The organism is Sorangiineae bacterium MSr12523 (assembly GCA_037157775.1).
In the GTDB taxonomy this organism is placed as follows: domain Bacteria; phylum Myxococcota_A; class Polyangia; order Polyangiales; family Polyangiaceae; genus Pendulispora; species Pendulispora brunnea.
In genome coordinates this window covers 4032235-4055082 of sequence record CP089982.1, presented here as the reverse complement: position 1 = coordinate 4055082, position 22848 = coordinate 4032235, and the positions used below count along the sequence as shown (strand labels likewise).

23 protein-coding genes are annotated in these 22848 nt (G+C 65.8%); 8 read left to right on the top strand and 15 right to left on the bottom strand.

The annotated features are described in order from the left end of the window. The first annotated feature begins 173 nt into the window (after positions 1–173). Positions 174–1454, top strand: coding sequence for a serine/threonine protein kinase (locus LZC95_16350; GenBank protein ID WXA98395.1), 1281 nt, complete (start codon positions 174–176; stop codon positions 1452–1454). Here LZC95_16350 and LZC95_16345 read toward each other — a convergent pair. Both LZC95_16345 and LZC95_16340 read right to left on the bottom strand, forming a co-directional pair. Beyond that, complete coding sequence (locus LZC95_16345) at positions 1451–2239, bottom strand: bifunctional DNA-formamidopyrimidine glycosylase/DNA-(apurinic or apyrimidinic site) lyase (protein ID WXA98394.1); 789 nt, start codon at positions 2237–2239, stop codon at positions 1451–1453. The genes LZC95_16350 and LZC95_16345 overlap by 4 nt on opposite strands. 60 nt (positions 2240–2299) lie before the next feature. Further along, a complete protein-coding gene (locus LZC95_16340; GenBank protein ID WXA98393.1) occupies positions 2300–3016 on the bottom strand; it encodes a hypothetical protein in 717 nt (238 codons plus the stop codon). Between the two features lie 83 nt (positions 3017–3099). Here LZC95_16340 and LZC95_16335 point away from each other — a divergent pair, with 83 nt between their 5' ends. Beyond that, positions 3100–3744, top strand: a complete 645-nt coding sequence (locus LZC95_16335; GenBank protein ID WXA98392.1) for a LysE family translocator — start codon at positions 3100–3102, stop codon at positions 3742–3744. A 23-nt stretch (positions 3745–3767) separates the two neighbouring features. Next, positions 3768–4259, top strand: a complete 492-nt coding sequence (locus LZC95_16330) for a UPF0262 family protein (protein WXA98391.1) — start codon at positions 3768–3770, stop codon at positions 4257–4259. Here LZC95_16330 and LZC95_16325 read toward each other — a convergent pair. Together LZC95_16325 and LZC95_16320 are read right to left on the bottom strand one after the other, a co-directional pair. Beyond that, positions 4247–4585: a DUF4870 domain-containing protein gene (locus tag LZC95_16325; GenBank protein WXA98390.1), complete on the bottom strand. Its 339-nt coding sequence runs from the start codon at positions 4583–4585 to the stop codon at positions 4247–4249. The two genes, LZC95_16330 and LZC95_16325, sit on opposite strands and share 13 nt — an antisense overlap. A 48-nt stretch (positions 4586–4633) precedes the next feature. Beyond that, positions 4634–5647, bottom strand: a complete 1014-nt coding sequence (locus LZC95_16320) for an NAD(P)-dependent alcohol dehydrogenase (protein WXA98389.1) — start codon at positions 5645–5647, stop codon at positions 4634–4636. Between the two features lie 128 nt (positions 5648–5775). On the opposite strand from LZC95_16320, the gene LZC95_16315 reads away from it, so the two are divergent. Continuing rightward, positions 5776–6066 carry a helix-turn-helix transcriptional regulator gene (locus LZC95_16315; protein WXB00343.1) on the top strand — a complete coding sequence of 97 codons (291 nt, stop codon included), beginning with the start codon at positions 5776–5778 and terminating at the stop codon, positions 6064–6066. On the opposite strand, the gene LZC95_16310 is transcribed toward LZC95_16315, so the two are convergent. The 11 genes from LZC95_16310 to LZC95_16260 form a co-directional block, all read right to left on the bottom strand. Then, positions 6063–7469 carry a M28 family peptidase gene (locus LZC95_16310; protein ID WXA98388.1) on the bottom strand — a complete coding sequence of 469 codons (1407 nt, stop codon included), beginning with the start codon at positions 7467–7469 and terminating at the stop codon, positions 6063–6065. The two genes, LZC95_16315 and LZC95_16310, sit on opposite strands and share 4 nt — an antisense overlap. A gap of 5 nt (positions 7470–7474) precedes the next feature. Then, on the bottom strand, positions 7475–8935 hold the full coding sequence (locus LZC95_16305) for a M28 family peptidase (GenBank protein ID WXA98387.1): 1461 nt from the start codon (positions 8933–8935) through the stop codon (positions 7475–7477). Between the two features lie 10 nt (positions 8936–8945). Then, positions 8946–12170, bottom strand: a complete 3225-nt coding sequence (locus tag LZC95_16300; protein WXA98386.1) for an error-prone DNA polymerase — start codon at positions 12168–12170, stop codon at positions 8946–8948. Further along, complete coding sequence (locus tag LZC95_16295) at positions 12163–14583, bottom strand: hypothetical protein (GenBank protein WXA98385.1); 2421 nt, start codon at positions 14581–14583, stop codon at positions 12163–12165. Before LZC95_16295 ends, LZC95_16300 begins: the two co-directional genes overlap by 8 nt. 74 nt (positions 14584–14657) lie before the next feature. Beyond that, the gene (locus LZC95_16290) at positions 14658–15671 is read right to left on the bottom strand and encodes an Rpn family recombination-promoting nuclease/putative transposase (protein WXA98384.1); all 1014 of its coding nucleotides are present in this window, start codon (positions 15669–15671) and stop codon (positions 14658–14660) included. Between the two features lie 51 nt (positions 15672–15722). Continuing rightward, positions 15723–15989 carry a phosphopantetheine-binding protein gene (locus tag LZC95_16285; GenBank protein ID WXA98383.1) on the bottom strand — a complete coding sequence of 89 codons (267 nt, stop codon included), beginning with the start codon at positions 15987–15989 and terminating at the stop codon, positions 15723–15725. A gap of 56 nt (positions 15990–16045) precedes the next feature. After that, the gene (locus LZC95_16280) at positions 16046–16729 is read right to left on the bottom strand and encodes a thiamine phosphate synthase (protein ID WXA98382.1); all 684 of its coding nucleotides are present in this window, start codon (positions 16727–16729) and stop codon (positions 16046–16048) included. Next, positions 16713–17012 (bottom strand): hypothetical protein, encoded by a 300-nt coding sequence (locus tag LZC95_16275; protein WXA98381.1) that lies wholly within the window; start codon positions 17010–17012, stop codon positions 16713–16715. Before LZC95_16275 ends, LZC95_16280 begins: the two co-directional genes overlap by 17 nt. After that, on the bottom strand, positions 17012–17788 hold the full coding sequence (locus tag LZC95_16270) for a thiazole synthase (protein ID WXA98380.1): 777 nt from the start codon (positions 17786–17788) through the stop codon (positions 17012–17014). Before LZC95_16270 ends, LZC95_16275 begins: the two co-directional genes overlap by 1 nt. Next, positions 17785–18669: a lysophospholipid acyltransferase family protein gene (locus LZC95_16265; GenBank protein WXA98379.1), complete on the bottom strand. Its 885-nt coding sequence runs from the start codon at positions 18667–18669 to the stop codon at positions 17785–17787. The genes LZC95_16270 and LZC95_16265 overlap by 4 nt, the downstream gene beginning before the upstream one ends. Before the next feature lie 16 nt (positions 18670–18685). Further along, positions 18686–18970 (bottom strand): hypothetical protein, encoded by a 285-nt coding sequence (locus tag LZC95_16260; protein ID WXA98378.1) that lies wholly within the window; start codon positions 18968–18970, stop codon positions 18686–18688. 101 nt (positions 18971–19071) lie between these two features. Between LZC95_16260 and LZC95_16255 the strand changes: the two genes are divergently transcribed. The 4 genes from LZC95_16255 to LZC95_16240 are packed head-to-tail and all read left to right on the top strand — an operon-like array spanning position 19072 to position 22848. Continuing rightward, positions 19072–19896: an ATP-binding cassette domain-containing protein gene (locus tag LZC95_16255; GenBank protein ID WXA98377.1), complete on the top strand. Its 825-nt coding sequence runs from the start codon at positions 19072–19074 to the stop codon at positions 19894–19896. Positions 19897–19922: 26 nt separating this feature from the next. Further along, a complete protein-coding gene (locus LZC95_16250; protein ID WXA98376.1) occupies positions 19923–20792 on the top strand; it encodes a fumarylacetoacetate hydrolase family protein in 870 nt (289 codons plus the stop codon). Then, positions 20789–22093, top strand: a complete 1305-nt coding sequence (locus LZC95_16245; protein ID WXA98375.1) for an L-fuconate dehydratase — start codon at positions 20789–20791, stop codon at positions 22091–22093. Before LZC95_16250 ends, LZC95_16245 begins: the two co-directional genes overlap by 4 nt. Continuing rightward, a complete protein-coding gene (locus LZC95_16240) occupies positions 22090–22848 on the top strand; it encodes an SDR family oxidoreductase (GenBank protein ID WXA98374.1) in 759 nt (252 codons plus the stop codon). The genes LZC95_16245 and LZC95_16240 overlap by 4 nt, the downstream gene beginning before the upstream one ends.

Sequence of the window (22848 nt, the reverse complement as noted above, 5' to 3'; positions counted from 1 at the left end):
CCTGACGATGGTGGGTCCGTGTAGCAAATGACCTCGGGTGGTACCTGACGTGGCATTTTGGCACGCGGGTGCCACCGCAATCGTGAACGGCACCGTCGCAAAAACGACGGTGAAGCGGTCGATTCCGTCGAGGGGAATAAAGGCACGTGGGTTGCTCTTCGGCTGCCCACACCATGGACCTTCGACCAGACGCGTTGGTCACGCACAACGTGCAGCTCGTGCGACGTCTCGCCGAGGGCGGCATGGGGAGCGTGTGGCTCGGACGGCACCTCGCACTGGAGATGCCCGTTGCCGTGAAGTTCATGTCACGGTCGACGTACCTCAGTCAGACCGCACCCACGGCGGCCGAAGAGCGCTTCACGCGCGAGGCGCGTGCGGCCGCGCAGATTCACCACCCCAACGTGGTGCAGATCCTCGACTTCGGGTGCTCGTCGCTCGAAGGCGGCATGCCGTACATCGTGATGGAGTACCTCGAGGGAGAAGACCTCGAACGGTATCTCGAGCGGCATGGGCCTCTGGAGCCCGAGGATGTCGTGTCCGTGGTCCTCACGGTGGCGAGCGTGCTCGAAAAGGCGCACGAGCTGGGCATCGTGCACCGCGACATCAAACCGGAGAACGTCTTCTTGCAGGGGCCTGAACGCGTGGTGAAGGTGCTCGACTTCGGCGTCGCGAAGGACGTGCGTGGCGACACCGCGCCGAGGCGCACCACCGAAGATGGCGAGGTGCTGGGAACGCCGTTCTTCATGAGCCCCGAGCAGTTCGTGAACCCCAAGGGCGTCGACCGCCGCTGCGACCTATGGGCGCTGGCGGTGCTCGCGTACGAGTCGCTCCTCGGGCGCATGCCGTTTCCCGGCGATACGCCCACGGCGATTTTCCTCGCGGCCACGCGAGGAACCTTCGAGCTCCCCACCCGCGTGCGCCCGGACCTGCCGCAGACCGTCGATGCTTGGTTTCGCATCGCCTTCGCGACCGATCCGGCGCGCCGCTTCTCTTCCGCGCGGGCGATGGCCGATGCCTTCGCGCGCGCCATCGCCAACCGGCCTCTCGATTCGGACGCGCTCACGCCGCTGGCGACGCGCATCGCCCACATGGAGCGCAAGTGGGATCGCCGGCGCGCGGCGCTCTCGGTGGCGTTGGTCGCCGCCGCGATGGCCCTGGCCGCGTTCTTCGGGCGCGCGCCCATGGAGCCCTCCACGCCGGCCAACGCCGAACCGCTGCGCCTCGAGCTGCCCGCCGAGCCGAGCCCTCCGGCGACGGCGCATGCCGAGTCGACCGCGCCGGGCGACGTGGTGGAAGCCTCGGAAAAAATGGACGTGGTGACCGCGCCGGAGCCGCCGCAACGCGCGGTCCCTGCTTCGCCGTCCCCGCGCTCGCAGCGCACCGAGGGCACCTCGCGGCGTGCCTCGACGACGTCCTCCTCCCGCAACGCCCCTTCCCTCTTCTTCATGCGCTAGCGACGCCCCTGGCATTGGCTGCAGAAGGTCGTGCTGCGGCCCGCCTGCACGATGCGCACGAGCGCCGTTTTGCAGCGCGGGCAAGGTTCGCCCTCGCGCCCGTACACCGAGAAGACGTCGGGGTTGCCGCGCATGCGGTCGCCCAATTCCTGATCGAGCGCGGCGCGGAGGCTGCGGCCCAGCGCGCGGATGTGGGCGGGCCCGAGGGTGTCGCTCCCGGCGCGTGGATCGATGCGGGCCATCCACAAGGCCTCCGTCGCCAGGATGTTGCCAATCCCGGCCAGGACGGTCTGGTCCATGAGCACGTCTTTGATGGCGCGGCGCCGGCGAGCCAGCGCGGGGCCGAGGTGCGCCGGTTCGAGCCCGCCGGCCAGCGGATCGGGGCCAAGCTCGCTCCATTCGGCGATGTCGTCCTGGGCGAGGACGAGGCGCCCGAAGCGCCGCGAATCGACGTAGCTGACGACGGCCGAGCGGCCGCGCCGCTCGATTTCGAACCGGGCGCGCTCCCAGCGCGGGGCCGCGGCCTCCGCGTCGAGGCGGATCCAGCTGCCGGTCATGCCGAGGTGCGAAAAGACCCGTGCCCCGTCTCGGAGCTCGATGCGCAGCCATTTGCCGCGACGGGTCACCTTCTGCACGGCCTGCCCCGGCAAGGTCCGGGCAAAGGCGGCGCGCGAGGTACCGCGAGCAATGTAGGCGTCGAGCACGCGTGCACTGCGGATTTCCGCGCCGGCGAGCCATCGCTGAAGATCGCGCCTCGCCATCTCGACGTCCGGCAATTCGGGCATTCCGTCGAGCTAGAGCACTAGCCCAACATGACCCGCGCTGTCAGCCCGTCACTTGCGCCGTCACTTGCCCGTATGCGGACGCGGGCGGCCCATGAGAATCGGCGGGCGACCCGAACCTTTCCCATTGGGGTGGGTCGGCGCGACCTCGTCGGCATTCGGATCGTCCGTGAGCGTAAACGTTGGCGGCGGCAGCATGCCCCCTTGCAGCACCTGCGTCTCCGGAATGGGCTCGAGGGGCAGTTGCATCTCGCCCTGGCTCTCGGCGGCGGCAAAGGCTCCCGCCCCCGTGGCCAGCAGGCCACCACCCAGCGCCACCAACGCGAGCCGGCGCCGTTGCGAGCGCCGCATCTGCAGGCCGACCGGACAATCCGAGGTGAGGATCGTTTCATCCTCGCGGCGATAGAGCCGGATGCAGAGATCCCCGCGCGAGCGCAAAAGCTCTTCGGCCTCTTCGCGCGGCATCGCCGAGAGGTTGTAGACGTTCCTCTCGCATCGCAGGCAGAAACGAACGCGCCCGTTCCCCTCCATCTCATCCCACGGTGCATCGCATGGACTCGCCACGCGAACGTTGTCGAGCAAACTTGGCACCGGGGGCGAGGCGCCGGGCATGTCGGCCAGAACGGCGCGCGCCTCTTGAAGCTGCCGTTCGAGTTGCTTCTCGCGTTCCTCGAGCCCCGTAAGCTCGCGCTTTCGTTCTCGAATCTCCGAGAGTTCACGCTCGAGCGTTGCGCGGCGTGTCTCCAGGGCGGACAGGTCGTCGCGGAAAGGCATCTTCATTTACCTTTCGATGTGACGCGGGCCCTCGCAAGACGGTCTTGGAAAGATTTTAAGAAGATTTTGCTACAGATGAGAAAGACATCATGGTCGAACCGCGCCTTTTCGTACTTTTCATCCTCACTGGGCTCGCGCTGAACGTCACACCTGGACCGGACATGCTCTACGTGCTCGCGTGCGGTGTGAAAGGCGGACGGCGCAACGGGATCGTGGCTGCCTTGGGCATTGGTGTCGGAGGCCTGGTCCATACGGCACTGGCCGCGGTGGGGCTCTCGGCGCTGATCGTTTCGTCGGCCCATGCCTTCGCCGTGGTGAAATACCTCGGCGCCGCCTACCTCGTGTACATGGGCCTGAAGGCGCTGCTGGCCACGCGTGCGAACGCTGCAACCGTCGCCCTTTCGGAGACCGCGGACGCTGAGGTCGAGCTTTCGCGCACGTTCGGCCGAGGTGTCGTCACCAATGTGCTGAACCCCAAAGTGGCCATCTTCTTTCTGGCCTTCGTTCCTCAGTTCGTCGACCCGGCGCGCGGCCACATCGCCGCGCAGTTCGTCATCTTAGGCGCCATGTTCTGCATCTCCGGCACCCTGGTGAATGCCGTCGTAGGATGGCTCTCGGGCTCGGCGCGGCGGCTGTTCGACCCAAGCTCGGGCCTTTCGCGCATCATGGATCGCGTGACCGGCGCCGTCTTCGTCGCGCTCGGGATCCGTTTGGCGCTGGCCAGCCGCAAGTAGCGAGCATCAGAAAAAGGACGACCATGACCATCCGCGAGATCCGCGTCGACGAAGAGCTCTGGAACCAGGCCACCGCCCTGCGGCGCGCCGAATGGCGCGCGACCATCGAGGATCTCGTGCAGGATGGTCAGCTGGCACCGAAGTACACCGGCTACTTCGTTCTTGCGAAGGTGAGCCCGGACGCCGCGGAGCTCGAATTCCTCGACGACGAGGGCGAGCTCCGCGAGGCGGTGACCATTCCTTTCGCGATCACCGCCCACATCTTGAGTGAATATTTGCAAATCATCACGCGCATGGACTCCGAGGCTCACGAGACGGGGCGCCTCGAGGCGCTCGACATGGGCAAAAAGGTCGTCCACGACACTGCGGCGCGCGCGCTCGCGCAGGCGCTACCCGAGTTGGCCGCGAACCACGCGACGTATCGGAAGCTTTTCTCGATGCTGGTGGCGCTTCAAGTCGATACGACGAAGCTGATTCACGCGCGCGCACACCTGTTTCGCGATCAGGAGCCGTAAACGAGCTTGCGCGAGAACTCGCCCACGAGCGGGTACTCGTACTCGACGCCTTGCAAGGTCCTCCACACTGCGATGCCGTGGAAGACCATGAAGACCGGGATGGCAAGCCCGCACGTGACGACGCTGACGGCGGTGCCGGTGAGCGACCAAAGGAGCGACTGCAGGGCGTGAAACTCGACGTACTTCGAGTCGCCTTTCTTGATCAGGTAAACGAGAAGCGGAGCGAGCAGCCACGCAACGAACGTTCCACCGTGGGCAAGAAGGACGGCAATCTTGTCGTTGGAGGCGTACTGGTCGCGGTAGGGCTGGTGGCTGAACGTGTTCATTTCCCTGATTCTTCGCGCCAGCCACCGTGGAAATTTCAGCCGGAAATTTCAGAGTCGAATCACGACTTTGCCGAAGTGCTGCCCGCTGGCGAGGTGCTCGTACGCCTGCCGGGCTTGGTCGAACGCGTAGGTGCGGTCGATGATCGGCTTGATCGAGGAAGCGGACAGGGCGCGGTTGAAGGCGTCGAACATGGCCACGGAGCCGACGTAGACGCCGGCGACGCGCGCGGTCTTGTGGAAGAGGGCGTACGTGTTCACCTCGCCCTTGGTGCCCGTAAGCACGCCGAGAAGGCTCATGGTGCCGCCGTAACGAAGGGCGGCCACCGATTGATCGAAGGTGCCCGGACCGCCGACTTCCACGGCGATGTCCACGCCGCGGCCTTGCGTCCATGCGAGGGCCGCCTCGCCCCACTTCGGGTTCGCCTTGTAGTCGAGGACATGGTCGGCCCCGAGCTGCTTCGCGCGCTCGCGTTTGTCGGCGCTCGATGACGTGAGGATCACGCGCGCGCCGGCAGCCTTGGCCAACTGCAACGCGAAGATGGAGACGCCGCCCGTGCCTTGAACGAGCACGGTGTCGCCGGCCTGCAGGCTCGCCGCGCGGAAGAGCGCATTGAAGGCCGTGACGCCTGCGCACGGCAAGGTGGAGGCCTCCTCGAACGAGAGATGCTCGGGGATGCGAACCCACGCGGATTCGTGGAGCACCACCTCTTCGGCGAGCATGCCGTCTTGGCCGCCGCCGAGCGCCTTGGGGTGATGCTCGCCGGAAAATTCGCCATCGATCCACGTGGGGAAGAAGTTCGCCGCGACGCGATCGCCCTTCTTCCACCGGGAGACGGCGCTTCCGACCTCGAGGACCTCGCCGGCGCCGTCGGAGGTGGGGACGATGGGTTCGCTCCGCTGCGCCGCGGAGCGCGCAATCACGAGATCGCGGTAGTTGAGGGAAACGGCGCGAACGCGAACGCGGATGTCGTTCGGGGCGAGCACACGGCTTTTGCGCTCCGCCAGCTCCACGAGTGTGAGGGCGTCGAATCCTTCTTTGGGCTGAAGTTCGTAGGCTTTCATAGCGCGAATTTCGGGGCTATAGATACATTGTGCAAGTACGTACAAGTTTGGTCGGTACTACCCAAAATGATACCAATGAGGGCGGCCGCCGGAAGACGCGCGGCGACGACCGCACCACGGGCTGCGCTGTGGAGGCCACGTTGAGCGTCATCGGCGGGCGCTGGAAGGGCGTGGTGCTCTTCCACTTGCTCAAGGGAAAGAAGCGCTTCGGGGAGCTGCGGCGTCACCTTCCGAACTGCACGCAGCGGATGCTCACGTTGCAGCTTCGCGAGCTCGAGGAAGACGGCTTGGTGAAGCGCACGGTGTTTCCCGAGATCCCTCCACGCGTCGAGTACGAGCTCACGCCGTTCGGTCGCAGCGTGGAGCCGATTCTCGTGGGGATGCGCGACTGGGGCGAGAAGTACAAGGCGCGCCTCTAGCGGCGCGGCGGAGCGTCCAGTTCCGCGGCCGCGTACGCGGTGATGGCGTAGGCCGCGACGACCTGCGGGAGCGAGGCCGGGTCGATGTGCGCGAAGACGTCGCTCTTGGCGTGGTGCACGTCGAAGTACGCGTTCATGTCTTGGTGCACGCGAATGACGGGGACGCCTTTTTCGTGCAGCGGCTGGATGTCTGCGCCAACCTCGTCGGGATCGCCGGGCCACGCTTCGACGCCGAGGGGCGCGAGGAACGAGGCGATGCGCGCGATGGGCACGGCCCGGGCGGGCGGGACACGGGCGCGGAAACCGAGGGCGCGACCTTCGCCGGCGTCGGCCTCCATGGCGAGCACGATGTGCTCGACCTCGTTGGCGTGGGTGCGCGCGTAGGCGGTGCCACCCATGACGCCGATTTCCTCTGCGGCGAACAAGACGACGCGCACGGTGCGACGGGGTGCATATTTGGCGAGCAGGCGCGCGGCCTGGGTGACGATGGCGCAGCCCGCAGCGTCGTCGGTGGCCCCTTCCCCGACGTCCCACGAGTCGAGATGCGCCGCCAGCAGGACGACTTCGTCGGGGCGTTCGTGCCCCCGGATTTCGCCGACCACGTTGGCCGATTCCGCGTCGGGCAAGGTCCGTGCGGCCACCTCGAGGTGGACCTTCGCCTTCGGATCCTGCTTCAAGGTGTCGCGCAAAAGGTCCGCACTCGTTCCGGATACGGCCACCGACGGCAAGGTGCGGCTATGGGTGTTGCCCGTGTGCGGATGGCTTGGATCGGTGGCGAGCGATCGCACGATGAGGGCCGCCGCGCCGCGGTCGGCTGCCACCTGCGATCCGAGAACGCGCGACGACCACGAGCGGCCATAGCCGGAGCCATCGCGTTCGCGCGCTGTGGGAACGTCGAGGAAGAGCACCTTGCCGGCGAGGGCATTTGGCCCGAGGGCCTCGGCCTCTGCGAGCGACGAGGCGCGCACGACCTCCGCATCGAGCCCGCCCGCCGGCGTGGCCGCGCTGCCGCCAAGCGCCAGCAGCTCGAGTGGAAGCTTCCTTCCTTTGGCCGCAAGGATGGCCCCCGCCGCGGGGCCGCGCTCCCAATGTTTGACCGTGACGATCTCGCGGTGCACCGAGGCGAAGCCCTCGGCGACGAGCCTTTTTTCTGCCCAGGCAACCGCCTTCGCATCGTTCGGCGAGCCCGCAGGCCGCGCCCCCACGTCGCGCGTGAGGTCGCGAATGAAATTCACCGCCGTGTGCGAGGCAAGCGCATCGTCCCTCAGCCTCGCAATGCGCTCGTCGAGGGAGGACCGTACGCCCTCGCCGCCCTGTGTAGCTAGGGGAGTCGGGGGCGTCGCCGACGAATGCGTGCAGGATGCAAGCAGCGCGAACGAGAGCGAGGCGGCGAGCGAGCGCATGGCGCTCACCAGTGTGCCTTGGGTCCTTCGGGAGCGCGACCCAAGGTTTCGTCCAGCTCCGCGGTGGCGTACGCCGTAACGGCATAGGCGGCCGTGGCCTGCGTGAGCGCCTCTTGGTCGATGTGCTCGAAAACGTCGTTCCTCGTGTGGTGGATATCGAAGTACTTCGTCATGTCCTGGCGAAGCTGAAACACGGGAACGCCTTTGTCGCGGAGCGGCGCGACGTCTGTCCCCGCCCCCGCGGCATGAGAATCGTATTCCGTGCCGAGCGGCGCGAGGAACGAGCCGATGTGCGCGACGGCAGGCACGTGCTCCGGCCGAACTTCGGCACGGAAGGCGTACGCGCGACCTTCGCCGGCGTCGGCCTCCATGGCGACCACGATTTTCTCCAGCTCCGCCTGGTGCGCGAGCGGGTACGCCGTCGCGCCGGGTATGCCGCCCGTTTCCTCGGAGGCGAAGAACACGACGCGCACGGTGCGGCGCGGGGCGTATTTCGCCGTGAGCCTCGCGGCCTCGGCGACGATGGCACAGCCAGCGCCGTCGTCGCTGGCGCCCTCGCCCACGTCCCACGAATCGAGGTGCGCGCCCAAAAGGACGACTTCGTCCGGGCGCTCGCTGCCGCGGATCTCACCGACGACGTTGGCCGATTCGACGTCGGGCAGCATGCGCGCGGTCACGTCGAGGTGCACCTTCGCCTTGGGGTCCTTGGCGAGTGCGTCACGCAGGGCATCGGCACTCGTGCCGGAAAGAGCGACGGAAGGAAACTCCGCCTGGCCCGTCGTTCCCGTGTGCGGCACGGCCGGATCGGGCGAAATGGAGCGAATCACCATGGCCACCGCGCCGCGTTCGGCCGCCACCTGCGAGCCGGCGTAGCGTGCGCCCGCCGAATGCCCATAGCCCGAGCCGTCCCTTGCGCGAGCGGTGGGAACGTCGAAGAAGAGCACCTTGCCGGCGAGGTCCTTGCGGCCGAGCGCCTTGGCCGCCTCCAGCGACTCCACGCGCACGACCTGCGCATCGAGCCCGCCCTGGGGCGTGCTGCCGCTGCGTCCGAGCGCGAGAAGCTCGAGCGGCGTTCGTTTGCCCTTCGAGACGACGGCCCCCGACGCGGGCCCGCGCTCCCAATGCGAAACCATGACGCGCTCGCGATGCACGTTGGTAAAGCCCTCCGCCGTGAGCCGCTGCTCCGCCCAGGCGACGGCCTTGGCGTCGTTGGTCGATCCGGCTTGGCGCGCGCCCACCTCTCGCGTGATGGCCCGCACGAAGTCCACGGCCGCGTGCGAGGCAAGCGCCTCTTTCTGCAATTCAGTGATGCGCTCTTCGAGGGGGCGCTTGGCCGGCTTGGCCGGCGCAGGGGCGGAAAAGGTGCTTGCAGCGTGGGCCGCGGGCTGCGTGGCCGGCGGCGCAGAAGGCGAACCGCAAGCTGTGGCAGCAAAGGCGAGGATTGGAAGAATGGAATGGTGACGCATCGTTCTCTCCCTAATGAAAGTCACGGCTTTTGCCGGGAAAGGGGGAATGACTGATAGGGTCTTTTCCTCGCGGCAGCGAGAGGGGGGCCATATGTTCGGCAATCACGTACACGACTTCCCCTTCCCGCTCGAGTTTTCCCCGCACCAAGAGTAGCGGACTCGTCGTGGCAATATGGCGGTACTCGTCGAAAACGCGGGTCCAGAGCAGCAAGTTGATGAATCCCAATTCATCTTCCATCGTGATGAACACCACGCCGCTGGCCGTTCCAGGGCGCTGCCGGCAAATGACGTATCCTGCAGTTTTCACCGCGCGTCCGTGCGGAGTGTCCATCAGCTCGCGCGAGCTTTTGACCTCGCGTTGCGCGAGCTTGGGGCGGAGCAGCGCCAGGGGGTGGTCCGTCGCGGAAAATCCCGTTCGCCCGTAGTCCAGCGAGAGCTGCTCGCCGCGCGAGAGCGGCGCAAAAGTCGGCGTTTGGCGTTTCCCCGTTCGGCCTGCGAAAAGGCCATTCGTGCGCGGCGCGCGCACCTGCCACATGGCCTCGCGAACGCCGCCACGTGCAGGCCCCGCGACGAGGGGCCCGAGCGCCCCCGACTCGGCGAGCACCTCGAGCTCCCGCTGATTCAATTGGGCCCGCGCCACCAAATCGTGCACGTTCTCGAAAGGCTTTTGCCGCCGCATTTCGACGATGCGCCGGCCGCTCGCCTCGCCGAGGCCCTTCACCATGCGAAGGCCGACACGAATCGTTTTTTCCGATGGCAAGGTGCAGTCCCAATCGCTTACATCGATGGCGATGGGAAGCACCTCGACGCCGTGCCTCTGGGCATCTTGCAAGATGGTGCCCGGCGAATAGAAGCCCATGGGTTGGCTATTGATGAGCGCCGCCGCGAACGGTGCTGGATGATGCACCTTGAGCCACGAGCTCGCATACACGAGCAACGCGAAACTCGCCGCGTGGCTCTCGGGAAATCCGTATTCGCCGAATCCGTGGATCTGTTTGTACAATCGCTCGGCGAAGTCCTTGGGAATGCCGCATTTCGCAAACCCTTTCGCAAGGCGCTCCTCGTGTTTTTCCAATTGGCCGCTCCGCCGCCACGCGGCCATGTCGCGCCGGAGTTTGTCGGCATCGTCCGCACTGTAGCCTGCGCCCACGATGGCAATTTGCATGACCTGCTCTTGAAACAGCGGCACGCCCAAGGTGCGCTCCAAAATGGGGCGCAAAACCTCGTGCGGCATGTCGTCCTTTTCCTGGCCATTGCGGCGGCGCAAATAAGGATGAACCATGCCGCCTTGAATGGGCCCCGGCCGCACGATGGCGACCTCGATCACCAAATCGTAGAACTCTTTCGGTTTGAGGCGCGGCAGCATGGACATCTGCGCCCGGCTCTCGATTTGAAAGACGCCCACCGTATCGGCATGGCATAGCGCTTCGTACACGGCGGGATCTTCGGGCGGGATTTTCGCCAGGCGGAGGATGTTCGTGTCGGCGCGAACGCGCTCGTCACGGTCTTGCACGAGCTCCAGCGCTTTTCGAATCACCGTCAGCATGCCCAGGCCGAGCACGTCGACTTTGAAGAAGCCAAGGATGTCCAGATCGTCTTTGTCCCACGGAATGATGGTGCGATCCTGCATTGTCGCAGGCTCCACCGGCGCCACGTGCGCGAGCGACTCCGCCGACAAGACGAAGCCGCCCACGTGAATCGAGAGATGCCTCGGGAATCCCTGAATGGCGGTGGCGCATCGGATGGCCCAGCGGACGCGTTCGTCGTTCGGGTCGAAGCCCGCAGCCGACAATCGAGCCTCCCGCACCTCCTTCACTTTGTCCCACCACGAAACGACACCCGCGAGGCGGTCCACCTGCTCGAGGGAAAAGCCGAACACCTTTCCCACTTCGCGCAGCGCGGACTTGCCTCGATAGCAAATGACCTCGCTCACCATGGCCGCGCGATCGCGTCCGTAAATGCGATAGATCTCCTGAATGACGTCTTCGCGTTTTTCGTGCTCGAAGTCGACGTCGATGTCCGGAGGCTCGCTGCGCTCTTCGGAGATGAACCGCTCGAAAAGCAGATTCGCGCGCGATGGGTCGACGGCGGTGATGCCGAGGCAATAGCAAACGGCGCTGTTGGCTGCGCTGCCGCGGCCTTGGCAGAGAATGTTCTTTTCCCGTGCAATTTCGACGATGCTGCGAACACTGAGAAAATACGGAGCTTTTTTGATCTTCTGAATGATCGCGAGCTCTTTCTCGATTTGCTCCCGCACGGCGGGCGGTATCCCCTTTGGATAATAATCTTCCGCGCCCGCGTAGGTGAGGCGGCGGAGCGTTTCGTCGCTGCTTTCCCCCGAGGCCGCGTAGGCGCCCATGGGAAATTGGTAGTCCAAGTCCTCCAAGTTGAAGGTGCACGCATCGGCGATGTCGCGCGTGCGGGCGATGGCCTCCGGCGCATCTTGGAAGAGGAGACGTATCGCGGCTTCCGACTTGAGGTACGCCTCGGCACCGCGCGGGAGATCGCGCCCGGCTTGGTCGAGGGTGCATCCTTCGCGGATGCAGTGAAGGACGTCGAGGAGCGGTTTTTCCCGAGGCTCGGAGTACCAAACGCGGTTGCTGGCCACGAGCGGCATGTCGAATCGCTGCGACATGGCCCGCGCATCGCGGGTGCGGGCCCGGTCTTCACCGTCGAGATGGCGATGCAGGACGATGCTGGCGCGGGCACCGAAGGTCTCTTTGATTTTCGCCGCGAGCTCCGGCGATGCATCGGGGGAGACCAGCGCCCAGAGTCCTTCGGTGTGGTCGGCCATGTCCGAAAACGGGAGGCCCGCGTAGAGGTTTTTCGGGAGCGGCTCTCCCCATCGCGAATGACGGCGTACCGCGGGCTCTTTTCCCTTCGGGTGGAGATGGTGGCTGCGAGTCAGGATGCGGCAAAGATGGGTGTACCCTACATGGTTTTCCACGAGGACGACCAAGGTGCAGAAGGTGTCGTCGCCTTCTTCCACGGTGAGCTCGCAGCCCACGATGGTGCGCATGCCCTCGTTGCGGGCCGCCTCGAGGGCGCGCACCGAACCATAGAGGCCATCGCGATCGGTGATGCCGATGGCGTCGTAGTCCAATTTGGAGGCGCGATGGATCAAGCGGGCCGGGGGCGTGGCGCCCATGAGAAAGGAAAAATTGGTTCGCGCCCAGAGCTCGACGAAGCCGGACTTGGGTCGGTCGATCGGCGGGTGCGTTCCTTCTTTACGCATGTTCGATGTACCCCCGAATGAGCATTCGCTTCGTTTGGCGATCGCGCACGACCCAGGCCACCGCGCCGAGCTCCGGGATGAAGATGGCGAGATCGTCGTGGCCCGATCCGGGTGGCGGCAGCTTGGGCGCGCGCCACCATTCCTGCGCTTCGTTGCGCGCGAGAAACGAGTCCCGCGGCACGGGGCCCGTGTACGGAATGGGCTTCGTGAGCATGCGCACCGGCTCGATGGCGCGGGTGACGAGCCGTGCATCGCGCCTTTCGAGGAGAGGAAATCCTGAGAACGGTACGAGTTTCGGTGCACGCTGTTCCGGTATCCAGCGATTTTCCAATTCGAACATGCCGACGCGGGCATCGCCGAGATCGGCGCAAAGCTCGGCAACGAGCCGCGGGAGCTCGGCTTCCGCGCGCGCCTCGGGAACGAAAAGGTCCCGCGCGTGAAACTCGTAGGGCACGAGCTTGGTCGCCCGCAAGGTGACGGCGAGGATGGGCGCGGCCAGCGTGTACGATTCGACCTTGGCGCGGAGGACGGCCATCAACTCGGCCGGCGTCCGAATCGGTGCGGCAAGGCGCATGGGCAAGGACACGCGCGGAGAGTCCGCGTCCGAAAGCAGCGCGCGATCGAGTCGGAGAACGAGCTCGAGGTGCGTGGTGCACCGCGTTCTTCCCATGAGGCGCGCGCTCAAGCGCTCGCAGAGTCCTTTGACGACGAAGAGAAGCGATTCGTTCGTTTCGAGGCCGTATTCCAGCTCGGCGCACTCCTCGGGTTCTTCGGGAGGCTCGTACGGCACGATGGGTGTTTCGTCCTCGCCGCGCAGGAGCGCCATGATGTCGCGGGCGCAGGAGCTCGGAAGACGCGGGCCAAGCTCGGAAGGCGGCAGCGCGCGCAGGTCGGCGATGGTGGAGAGGCCGAGTTTGGCCAGCCAATCGAGGGTGTCGGCATCCAGCGGCAACGCGTCGATGGGAAGCCGTGCAAAGGCTTCATCGTCCGTGTCGAGCACGGGCTCCTTCGAGGAAGCGGAGGAAGCGCGCCGGACGAAGGCCGCGGCCATGCGCGGTCCACGCGCCACCGCGATGCGCGCAGCGTGGCCGAGCTCGAGGATGCACTCCTGAAGCCGCGACGCCAAGATGCGCGCCCCCGAGGGGTCCTCGTCTCGAGCATGCAGGTGCTCGCAGCCGGTCACGTCGACGAAGACCATGTTTTCCTCGGCGGAAAATGCGGTGCTTCTTCCGAAGGCGAGCGCCATTTCCGCCACGCGCGCGAGGGCGCGCTCCGCCGCGGCCGCCGAAACGACGCGCACCGAGAGAGCCTGCGACCGAGCGCGCGCCGCCGCTACGGTAAACCCGGGAAGAATGCCCAGGGCCCGCGCTTCGTCGGAGACGTCGTCGATGCGCGTATTTCCGAGCAGCGACGCTTCGTCCCGCACGCTGCCGTTCGGGTGGGCGATCACCACGGCCAATGGGCCCGCGGTATCGGTGGCATTCGCGCGCGCAATCTCGATGCGCAATTGCGAGAAGGCGATGGCGACGAAGCGTTTCGAGCGATTTTTCGATTCGGAGGTTTGCGCGACGTGAGCAGCAAGCTCGTACTTGGGCACCGGCGAGGTGGAGGCGGGCTGCGCGTCCGGCACCGCGGTTGGGGAAGCGGCGCCCATACCGCGCGGGCGGCGGCGATTTCGACGGGCAGTGCGCGGGGGCGCGAGGTCTTCCGCTTCGTCGAGCGGGATCCAGGTGGGCGTCGTCGTCACGCGCCCGCGCCGATCTTTGGCGACACGGACGGAGAGCTCGTGGGGGCGTTGCTCGAGTTCGAGGCGAAGGGCCACGGGCCAAGGCAGCTCGCGGGGCTGGGTGGAGTCGCTCAAGAGAAGGACGGTGGTCCCTCGCTTTTCGGCCAGCAGGGCGAGCTTTCGAACCATGACCTCGGGCGGAAGCGGCCGTCGCCCGCGTCGAGCCTTTTGCGCCGTCTGTGCTTGCGGCGGCACGTCCTCGAGCGACGCCATGTCGATGACGACGACCTCGAACGCGCCGGAGCCCACCACTTTGACGGCCGCCCTTCCCACGTCTTGATGCGACGGCCTCACGACGAGGAGGCGCCGCAGATCGACCCCTGCCCGCGCCACCCCCGGCCCATACAGCGCCCCATACGGATCGACCCACGCCGCAAACGCAGCGGCATCCTTGGCCAGCGCCGTCCGCACCGCCCGAATGGCCACGCCGGTTCCACCACCGAGCGCGCGCGCCGAAGCCACTTCGACCACCGCATCCCGCGGCAGCCCTTCATCGGGCAGCAGCTTTTCGAACCGCGCCCAATCGAGCCCCCTCCCTGCCGGCCCATTCGCCGGCAGCACCGCCAGAAACTGGGCTTTCGAGCCAATCTCGGCAAGAACGGCATAAAGACGTGCAACAGCAGCCATCCGGGGTTAGACTGAACGTACGATCAGTTCCCACCAAACAGCAAGTCATCCGCACATCATCGCCATCCCAGGGCTCAGGCGAAGATCTCGTCCTCTGTCGAACCGACAATTGCACGGTCGTACCAGCGCGCAAGCAGCTGCGGATCGTCGCACGCCTCAAGCCGCTCCCGCCCCGCCTTGGAAAGCGTTACCCCGCGCGCTTCCAAAAACTTTGAAAGGGCCCAGCGAAACGCCTCGGCTCGCCCTTCTGCAAAACCCTTGGCCTGACCTTCGGCGAGTCCCTTGGCGAGCCCCTGTGCAATGAGTTGGTCCCCAGCTGTCACGACGTCCTCTTTTCCTTCAGGGCCAGCGATTTCGAGAAGTTTATCGTAAACTGGCGAAGCGTCCACGTCTCCCAACACGCGGAGCAAATACACATAGAGCTGCGTCAGAAGCATCCGCGTCGCGGCATCTCGTTTCGTCGTTGCAGCAAGCTCACGCATGAGCGGCATTGCTTCCTTGAAACGCTCTGCCGAATGCGACGTCCAAAATGCGATTTGGACCAGCCTTCCGAGAACGTGAATCGTCCGAGTGGCCAATACTTCGAGGGAGAGCGACGCAATGTCGTCGACCACGAATCGGAAATGCGGCACGTAATCCCGTGTAGCGTCGAGGGTCTCGGCGTCCGCATCGAACATCGAGGCAAGCTCCGGACTTGCACGCCACCCCTCGTCCCCGTGATGCAAAACCACGGAAATAAGGAGAGGCAGCTTGCTCCCCTTGCCTGGATGGTCCACCAGCCACTTGTCCCAGACGCGCACGGCATAGCGCAGAAGCCGGAAGGGCATGTGCGCATCGAACTTCGATTGATGTTCCATGAGGACGAACAGCAACGCCGGCGAGCCGGAAACGGTGCGCAGCTCGTAGAGCAAATCCGAGTGCAGGTGACGCAGGTCCTCATCGATGAAGGACCCCGGGCGCAGCGTCAATGACGTGAGATCCAGCTTCGCACGAAGCGCGGGGGGCAAAAGGAACTCCAACTCGCTCCGCGCAATGTCTGGCCGGCCGAATGCGGCCTTGAAGAGCGTATCGTGAGGACTGCTCGACATGGCGCAACAATGCGCCTTATCGATTCATGCGAGCAAAAACTCGGCGAATCTCTATTTCGCGTCGGCGGCGGCTTCTGCGTTTTGCAGTTCGTGGAGGGCGTGGGCGACGTCGGCGACGGTGGTGATTTTGGAGAGCATTTCCTCGGGGATGTTGATTTGGAAATGATCTTCGATGTCGGCCACCACTTCCATCACGGCGAGGCTGTCGAGGCCTAGGTCGTTCGTGATGTCGTCGTCGGGACGAATAGGACGATCCAGCTCCACGTGTTTGCTCAGGATGTTCGTGGTCCCCACCAGCGTTTCGTCGTACGTCGCCATTTCGGGGAATGTTTTAGTACTGATTTGGCCGGGTTGTCGACGGGCCGGGCCGCCTTTCAGGGGCTGGGCTGGGCCGTTCTCGTCCAGGGGGAAATGAGCGCGCGGGCTGTTGCGACCGGATCGGGTGCATCGAGAAGAGCTCGGATGATCGCGACCCCATCCGCACCCGCGCGATGGCATGCGGCTACGTGCGATGCGTCAATGCCCCCGAGGGCGTAGATCGAAAGAGGCGCGAGCGCACGCGCTTCCGCGAGCGCCGCGACGCCGCGGGCCGGGCCCTTGCCGGGGCTGTCGAAAATGGGCGAGACCAGGAGAGCATCGGCACCGCCGTCGCGGGCGAGGAGCACTTCGTGGCGCGTGTGCACGGGAACGTAGAGGGTGCCCGACGGCCCCACAATGGCGCGGGCACGCCCGAGGATCGAGGGATCCTGCGCGAACCCAGGCAGGTGAACGCCGTCGGCGCCGACTTCCGCGGCAAGCTCCGGTGAGCCGTTCACGATGAACGACGCGCCACCCGCACGGGTGAGCGCACGCAAGGCGACGGCGCGCATGCGAAGGTCGCCCGCCGAGGCCCCCTTGTCGCGCAATTGCACGGCGAACAGCGGCCCGAGTGCACCGGAAACGACGGCGACGACCGCGTCGACGTGGGCGGCCGCGTACGATGGATCCGTGATGAGAAGAACCCGGCTGGCCAGGCGAACCTGGCCAATCTGACGATCCTGGCTAGCGGGCGGACGCATCCGGCGCAGACGACGACGAAGTCGACGTGGGAGCACCGCCCAATCGCGCCAGCTCCTCTTTCGCGGCGGCCGTGTAGCGGCTCGAGGGATACTTCTCCACGAGGTACGCCAAGGTCTCGCGCTGCGCCTGCTCGTTGTGGCGTGCGCCGAAGTTCTCCGCCAAGGCCCAGAGCGCATCGCCCGCGGTGTCTTCGCGGCGCATGTTGGGATCCGGCTTGTGCGCGCATTGAAACGGCGCGATGCCGAACGACAGAGCGACGGAGAAAGCGACAGCGCGAACCATCACTCGATGACGCCAGCCGTCGGGCTCGATGCGTTCGCGTAGCGCGATTTGGCCATGCGGCCCGCGAGGAAGGCCTTGCGCCCGCAGCTCACCGCCTCCTTCATGGCCGACGCCATCAACACGGGATCCTTCGCGTGCGCGATGGCCGTGTTCATCAACACACCGTGACAGCCGAGCTCCATCGCGATGGCCGCATCGCTCGCCGTGCCCACGCCGGCGTCGACGATGACCGGCACCTTCGCGTGCTCGAGAATGATGGCCAAGTTGTGCGGATTGCGAATCCCGAGCCCGCTGCCGATGGGCGCCGCGAGCGGCATCACCGCCGCGCAGCCGAGATCCTCCAGCTTGCGGCACACGATGGGATCGTCGATGCAGTACGGAAGCACCGTGAAGCCTTCCTTGATCAACGTGCGCGCAGCCTCGAGCGTCTGCTCGTTGTCCGGGTAGAGCGTCTTCGGATCGCCGATGACCTCGAGCTTCACCAGGCTGGCGATGCCGAGCTCCCGCGCCAACCGCAACGTGCGCACGGCCTCGTCGGCGGTGTAACAGCCGGCGGTGTTGGGCAGCAGCGTCCAGTCCTTGCGGCGCGTGAGCAGCGACATCAGCGAGCCACTCGACTTGTCCTTCAGGTCCACGCGGCGCAGGGCCACCGTGATGATCTCGGCGCCTGCAGCGTCGAGCGCGAGCTCCGTTTCTTCGGTGCTCTTGTATTTCCCCGTGCCGACGATCAGCCGACTCTGAAACGTGCGACCGGCAATGACGAGCGAATCGGTCATGCCCGTGGTTCTACTACAAGGCGCAGATCTTCTCTATCGTCGCCCGGGCGCTCTTGCGGGATCCCCTTCCACCGCCGATGAAGCCACAGCCATTCGGAGGGGTGCGCGCGCACGAACCGCTCCAAGGCCTCCGTGGACGTCCGCGTGGCCTGCGCAATCCACGCCGGACCGGCCTTGTCCGGAAAAAGGACGTCGAGCACCACCAGGTGGTGCATACCGTGCTCGTCGCGGAAGGCGCCCGAGACCACCAACGGAGCACCTGCGGAGGCAGCAAGCGCGGCGGGGGCCTTGTCGGCAAAAGCAGATCGCCCGAAGAACTCGACGGGCACGGCGTGACGCCGATGCAGCGGCACCTGGTCGATCATCATGGCCACCGCGCCCTGCTCGCGCAGCATGCGCCTCCCCTCCTCCATCGCCCCGCGCGCCTCGCGCAGCCGGACGCCGTAGCGGCCTCGGGTCGATTGCCAGAAATGGTCGAGGGCGCGCATCGAGAGCCGCTTCGTGATGACCAACAGCGGCATCCGGCGCGCCATCGCGCACGCGGCCAGGTCCCAATTGCCGGTGTGCGTCGCCGACAAAACGATGCCGCGTCCACGCGCACGCGCCCCCTCGAGTGCACGGCGTGAAGCTTCGTCGATGTGCACGCGCCCATCGAGCCGCGCGGCATCGCCACCGGCGAGCCATAGAAACTCGAGCAAACTGATGCCCAGCGACCGGTACATGCCGCGCGCGGCGCGGGCGGGATCGGCAATCCCGCCCGCGGCCATCGCGCGTTCGACGTGGTTTCGCCGGATGCGCAGCACGCTGCCGGCGACGAAACCAAGGCATGCGCCCAGGGCTCGATGGGCGATAGGTGGGAGCTTTGCGACGAGCCAGCTCAACAGTGAGAGCAGCGTCTCAGGCAAAACCGGCGCGGCGCGCAGGCTGTCCGCCGACGGCGCCGTCGACGGCCAGTGCGAAGAGATCGCTCTGCACGACGGTGTACGTTTCCCGCTTCACGGTGCGGGCGTACACGAGCTCGCCATCAAGGCGCACCCCGTCCACCTTGGGGATGGTGAGGCTCGCCCCGTCATGGGCGACGTAAAGCGTGAGGGCGGCCCCATCGGGGAGCGCGAGAAATCCGTCCTTGTCCAACTTCGCCGAGGCTTGCTTCAGAATGGCTTCGAGATGATTCCCGGTCATGGCGTCCCCACCGTAGCAGCTCCCCCGTCCCCGCACACGGCCCTCGAGGGGCCCAAAACAAAGGCATCGATTAATCATCGGATGTTTGTGGAGCGCGTGTTATGACGAAGATCGTGACCCCGCCACCCGGTTCCGATGAGCTCGTCGTCCTACGAAATGTCACCAAGACATTCGGCGACCGGCCTGTCCTCAAAGGGATCAACCTCGCCGCTCGCCGTGGCGAGACCACCGTCATCATCGGTGGGTCGGGCGCGGGCAAGACGACACTCCTGCGCCACATCGTCGCGCTGGAGCAGCCGACGAGCGGCGAAGTGCTCATCGACGGCGAGAACATCGCGGGCATGGGAGAGCGCGAGCTCAATCGCATCCGCATGAAGTTCGGAATGGTCTACCAGTACGCTGCGTTGCTCGACTCGTACACGGTGATGGAAAACGTCGCCTTCCCGCTCGTCGAGCACACGAAGCTCTCGAAAAAAGAAATTCGCGAGCGCGTACTGGAGAAGCTTCAAATTTTGGGACTCGACCCCAAAGTCGAAAAGCTGTTTCCCAGCGAGCTGTCGGGCGGTATGCGCAAGCGTGTCGGTCTCGCCCGTGCGCTCATGCTGGAGCCGCCGATTTTGGTTTACGACGAGCCGACCAGCGGCCTCGATCCGCTCACCAGCCGTCTGGTGGACGATCTCATCGAGGAAATGCGCGAGCGGTTCAACGTCACCAGCTTGGTCATCTCGCACGACATTGCGAGCTGCTTTCGCATTGCGCATCAAGCCGTGCTCCTCATCAGCGGAGAGATCTGCGCATCCGGCCCGCCGGATTCGCTCGTCAAAGGCGACAACGAGACGGCGCGCAAATTCATCGAGCAATCGGGCGTCGACATCGAGCGCCTTTCGCGCGTTACGAGCGCGCAGCACCCACGAAGTACGAATTAACCACGAAGAAAACAGGAGAAGCAGTCGTGCCGCTACAGTTCATGCGCCTTGGGCCGCCGGATCACGAACGTCCGGCCGTACGCCACGAGAAGGTCCTCTACGACCTATTGCCGCTCACGCAGGACATCGATGGAGGCTTCCTCGAGTCGGGCGGTATCGACCGCGTGCGTGCGGCGCTCCAGCGCGGCGAGCTTTCGCAGCTCGACGATCCGGGCGATGGAAGCGGGATGCGGGTGGGTGCGCCCATCGCACGGCCGAGCAAGGTTCTCTGCGTCGGGCTCAATTATCGGCAGCACGCCGAGGAGACGAATGCGCCCATTCCCACGGAGCCTGTCCTCTTCATGAAGGATCCGGGCACGGTGGTGGGCGCCTACGATCCGGTGCTCGTTCCCCGCCGCTCGCGAAAGACGGATTGGGAGGTCGAGCTTGCCGTGGTCATCGGCAAAACGGCGCGGTACCTGGCCAATCACGAGGAAGCCCTCGGATGCATTGCCGGATATGCCATTTCCAACGACGTCTCCGAGCGCGAGTTCCAATTGGAGCGCGGCGGCCAATGGGACAAAGGCAAATCGTGCGAGACGTTCAATCCGCTGGGACCGTGGCTCGTGCCCGCGAGCGACGTGGGCAATGTGCAAGAGCTCGAATTGCGTCTCTCGGTGAATGGCAAGGTCCGTCAGAATTCGTCCACGTCGGACATGATCTTTCCGGTGGCCGAAATCGTGCGTTATTTGAGCCAATTCCTGGTGCTGCGGCCGGGCGACGTCATCAACACGGGCACGCCACCAGGGGTCGCGCTGGGGCAGCCGGAGCCAAAACCGTATTTGCGTGAGGGGGACGTGATGGAGCTCGAGATTCGCGAGCTCGGAAAACAACGCCAAGTTCTCAGGCAAGCATGATATCCCGCATCACTGGACTCGAGGTTTTCGACGTTCGATTCCCCACGTCGCGCGAGCTGGACGGCTCCGACGCGATGAATCCGGACCCCGATTATTCGGCGGCCTACGTGGTGTTGCGCACCAGCGACGGCATCAATGGGTACGGGCTGGCATTCACCATCGGGCGCGGCAATGACGTGCAGGTGGCCGCCATCCGCGCGCTCGGCGGCCACGTCGTTGGCCGCGAGGTGCCCGAGTCAGCAGCGGATCTAGCGGATTTCTCGCATACCTTGATTGGCGATTCGCAGCTTCGCTGGCTCGGTCCCGAAAAGGGCGTCATGCACATGGCCATCGGCGCCGTGGTCAACGCGGCCTGGGATCTCGCGGCACGCCGGGCCAAGAAGCCGCTTTGGCAATTCCTTGCATCGATGAGCCCGGAGGAGATCGTCAGCCTCATCGATTTCCGCTACCTCACCGACGCGCTCACCCCGGAAGAAGCCCTGGCCATTCTGCGGCCGGGCGCGGAAGGCCGCGCGGAACGGACGGCACGGCTCCTGGCGGAAGGCTACCCGGCGTACACCACGTCGGCGGGCTGGCTCGGCTACAGCGACGAGAAGCTTGTCGCGCGCGCCAAGCAGGCGAGTGCCGATGGCTTCGCGATGATCAAGCTGAAGGTCGGCAGCGATCTGCAGGACGACGTGCGCCGTATGAAGCTGGCCCGCGAGGTGACCGGCCCCGACATGCGCATTGCCGTGGATGCGAACCAGCGATGGGACGTGGGCGCGGCGGTGCAATGGATGAAAGCCCTCGCGCCGTACAAGCCCTATTGGATCGAGGAGCCGACGTCACCGGACGACGTGCTCGGGCACAACGCGGTGGCGAAGGCCGTCGCGCCCATCAAGGTGGCCACGGGCGAGCACGTGCAAAATCGCGTGGTGTTCAAACAGCTCCTGCAGCTGGGCGCCATCGACGTGCTGCAGATGGATGCCGCGCGCGTGGGCGGCGTGAACGAGAACGTCGCCATTTTGCTCTTGGCGGCGAAATTCGGCGTCCCGGTGTGCCCGCACGCGGGCGGCGTGGGGTTGTGCGAATTGGTGCGGCATCTTTCGATGTTCGACTACGTCGCGGTCTCGCGAACGACGGAAAATCGGGTCATCGAGTGGGTCGATCACCTGCACGAGCACTTCGTGGATCCGGCGTTGATGAAGAATGGGCGCTACGTCGCGCCGACGGCGCCGGGCTTCTCGGCACAGATGTTCGAGGCCACCGTGGAGCGGTATCGTTTCCCGGAGGGTCCGGAATGGAAGGAGGCTACACGATGAGCGCAGAGTTTGACGGCTTGGTGGCCGTCGTCACGGGCGGAGCGTCGGGCATCGGTCTCGCGACCGCGAAGTGGCTCGCCGCGCGCGGGGCCAAAGTCGCATGCCTCGATCTTCAGCCCGAGGGCGTGAGCGAACCGCTTTTCGGCGTGCGCTGCGACGTGACCGACGACGCCTCGGTGCGCGAAGCCATCGAGGCGACGGTGAAGCGCTTCGGGCAGCTCGACATCGTCGTCAACAACGCGGGCGTCGGCGCCATCGGCGACGTGGCCGCCAACGACGATGCGCAGTGGCACAAGGTCTACGACGTCAACGTGGTCGGCATGGTGCGCGTGTCGCGGGCGGCGCTTCCGCACCTGCGCAAGTCGAAGGCTGCGGCCATCGTGAACACCTGTTCCATCGCAGCTTGGGCCGGGCTGCCGCAGCGCGCGCTGTACTCGGCGACCAAGGGCGCCGTGTACGCGCTCACCTTGGCCATGGCGGCGGATCACGTGCGCGAGGGCATCCGCGTGAACGCCGTGGCGCCGGGCACGGCCGATACGCCGTGGATCGGGCGGCTGCTCGATCAGGCCCCGGATCCGGCGGCGGAGCGCGCCGCGCTCAATGCGCGGCAGCCCACGGGTCGGCTGGTGTCGGCCGACGAAGTGGCAGGCGCCATCGCTTACCTGGCCAGCCCGGCATCCCGCGCGACCGTCGGGACGATCCTCGCGGTGGACGGCGGCATGTACGGCCTGCGGCTGCGGCCCCCGCAGAAGTAA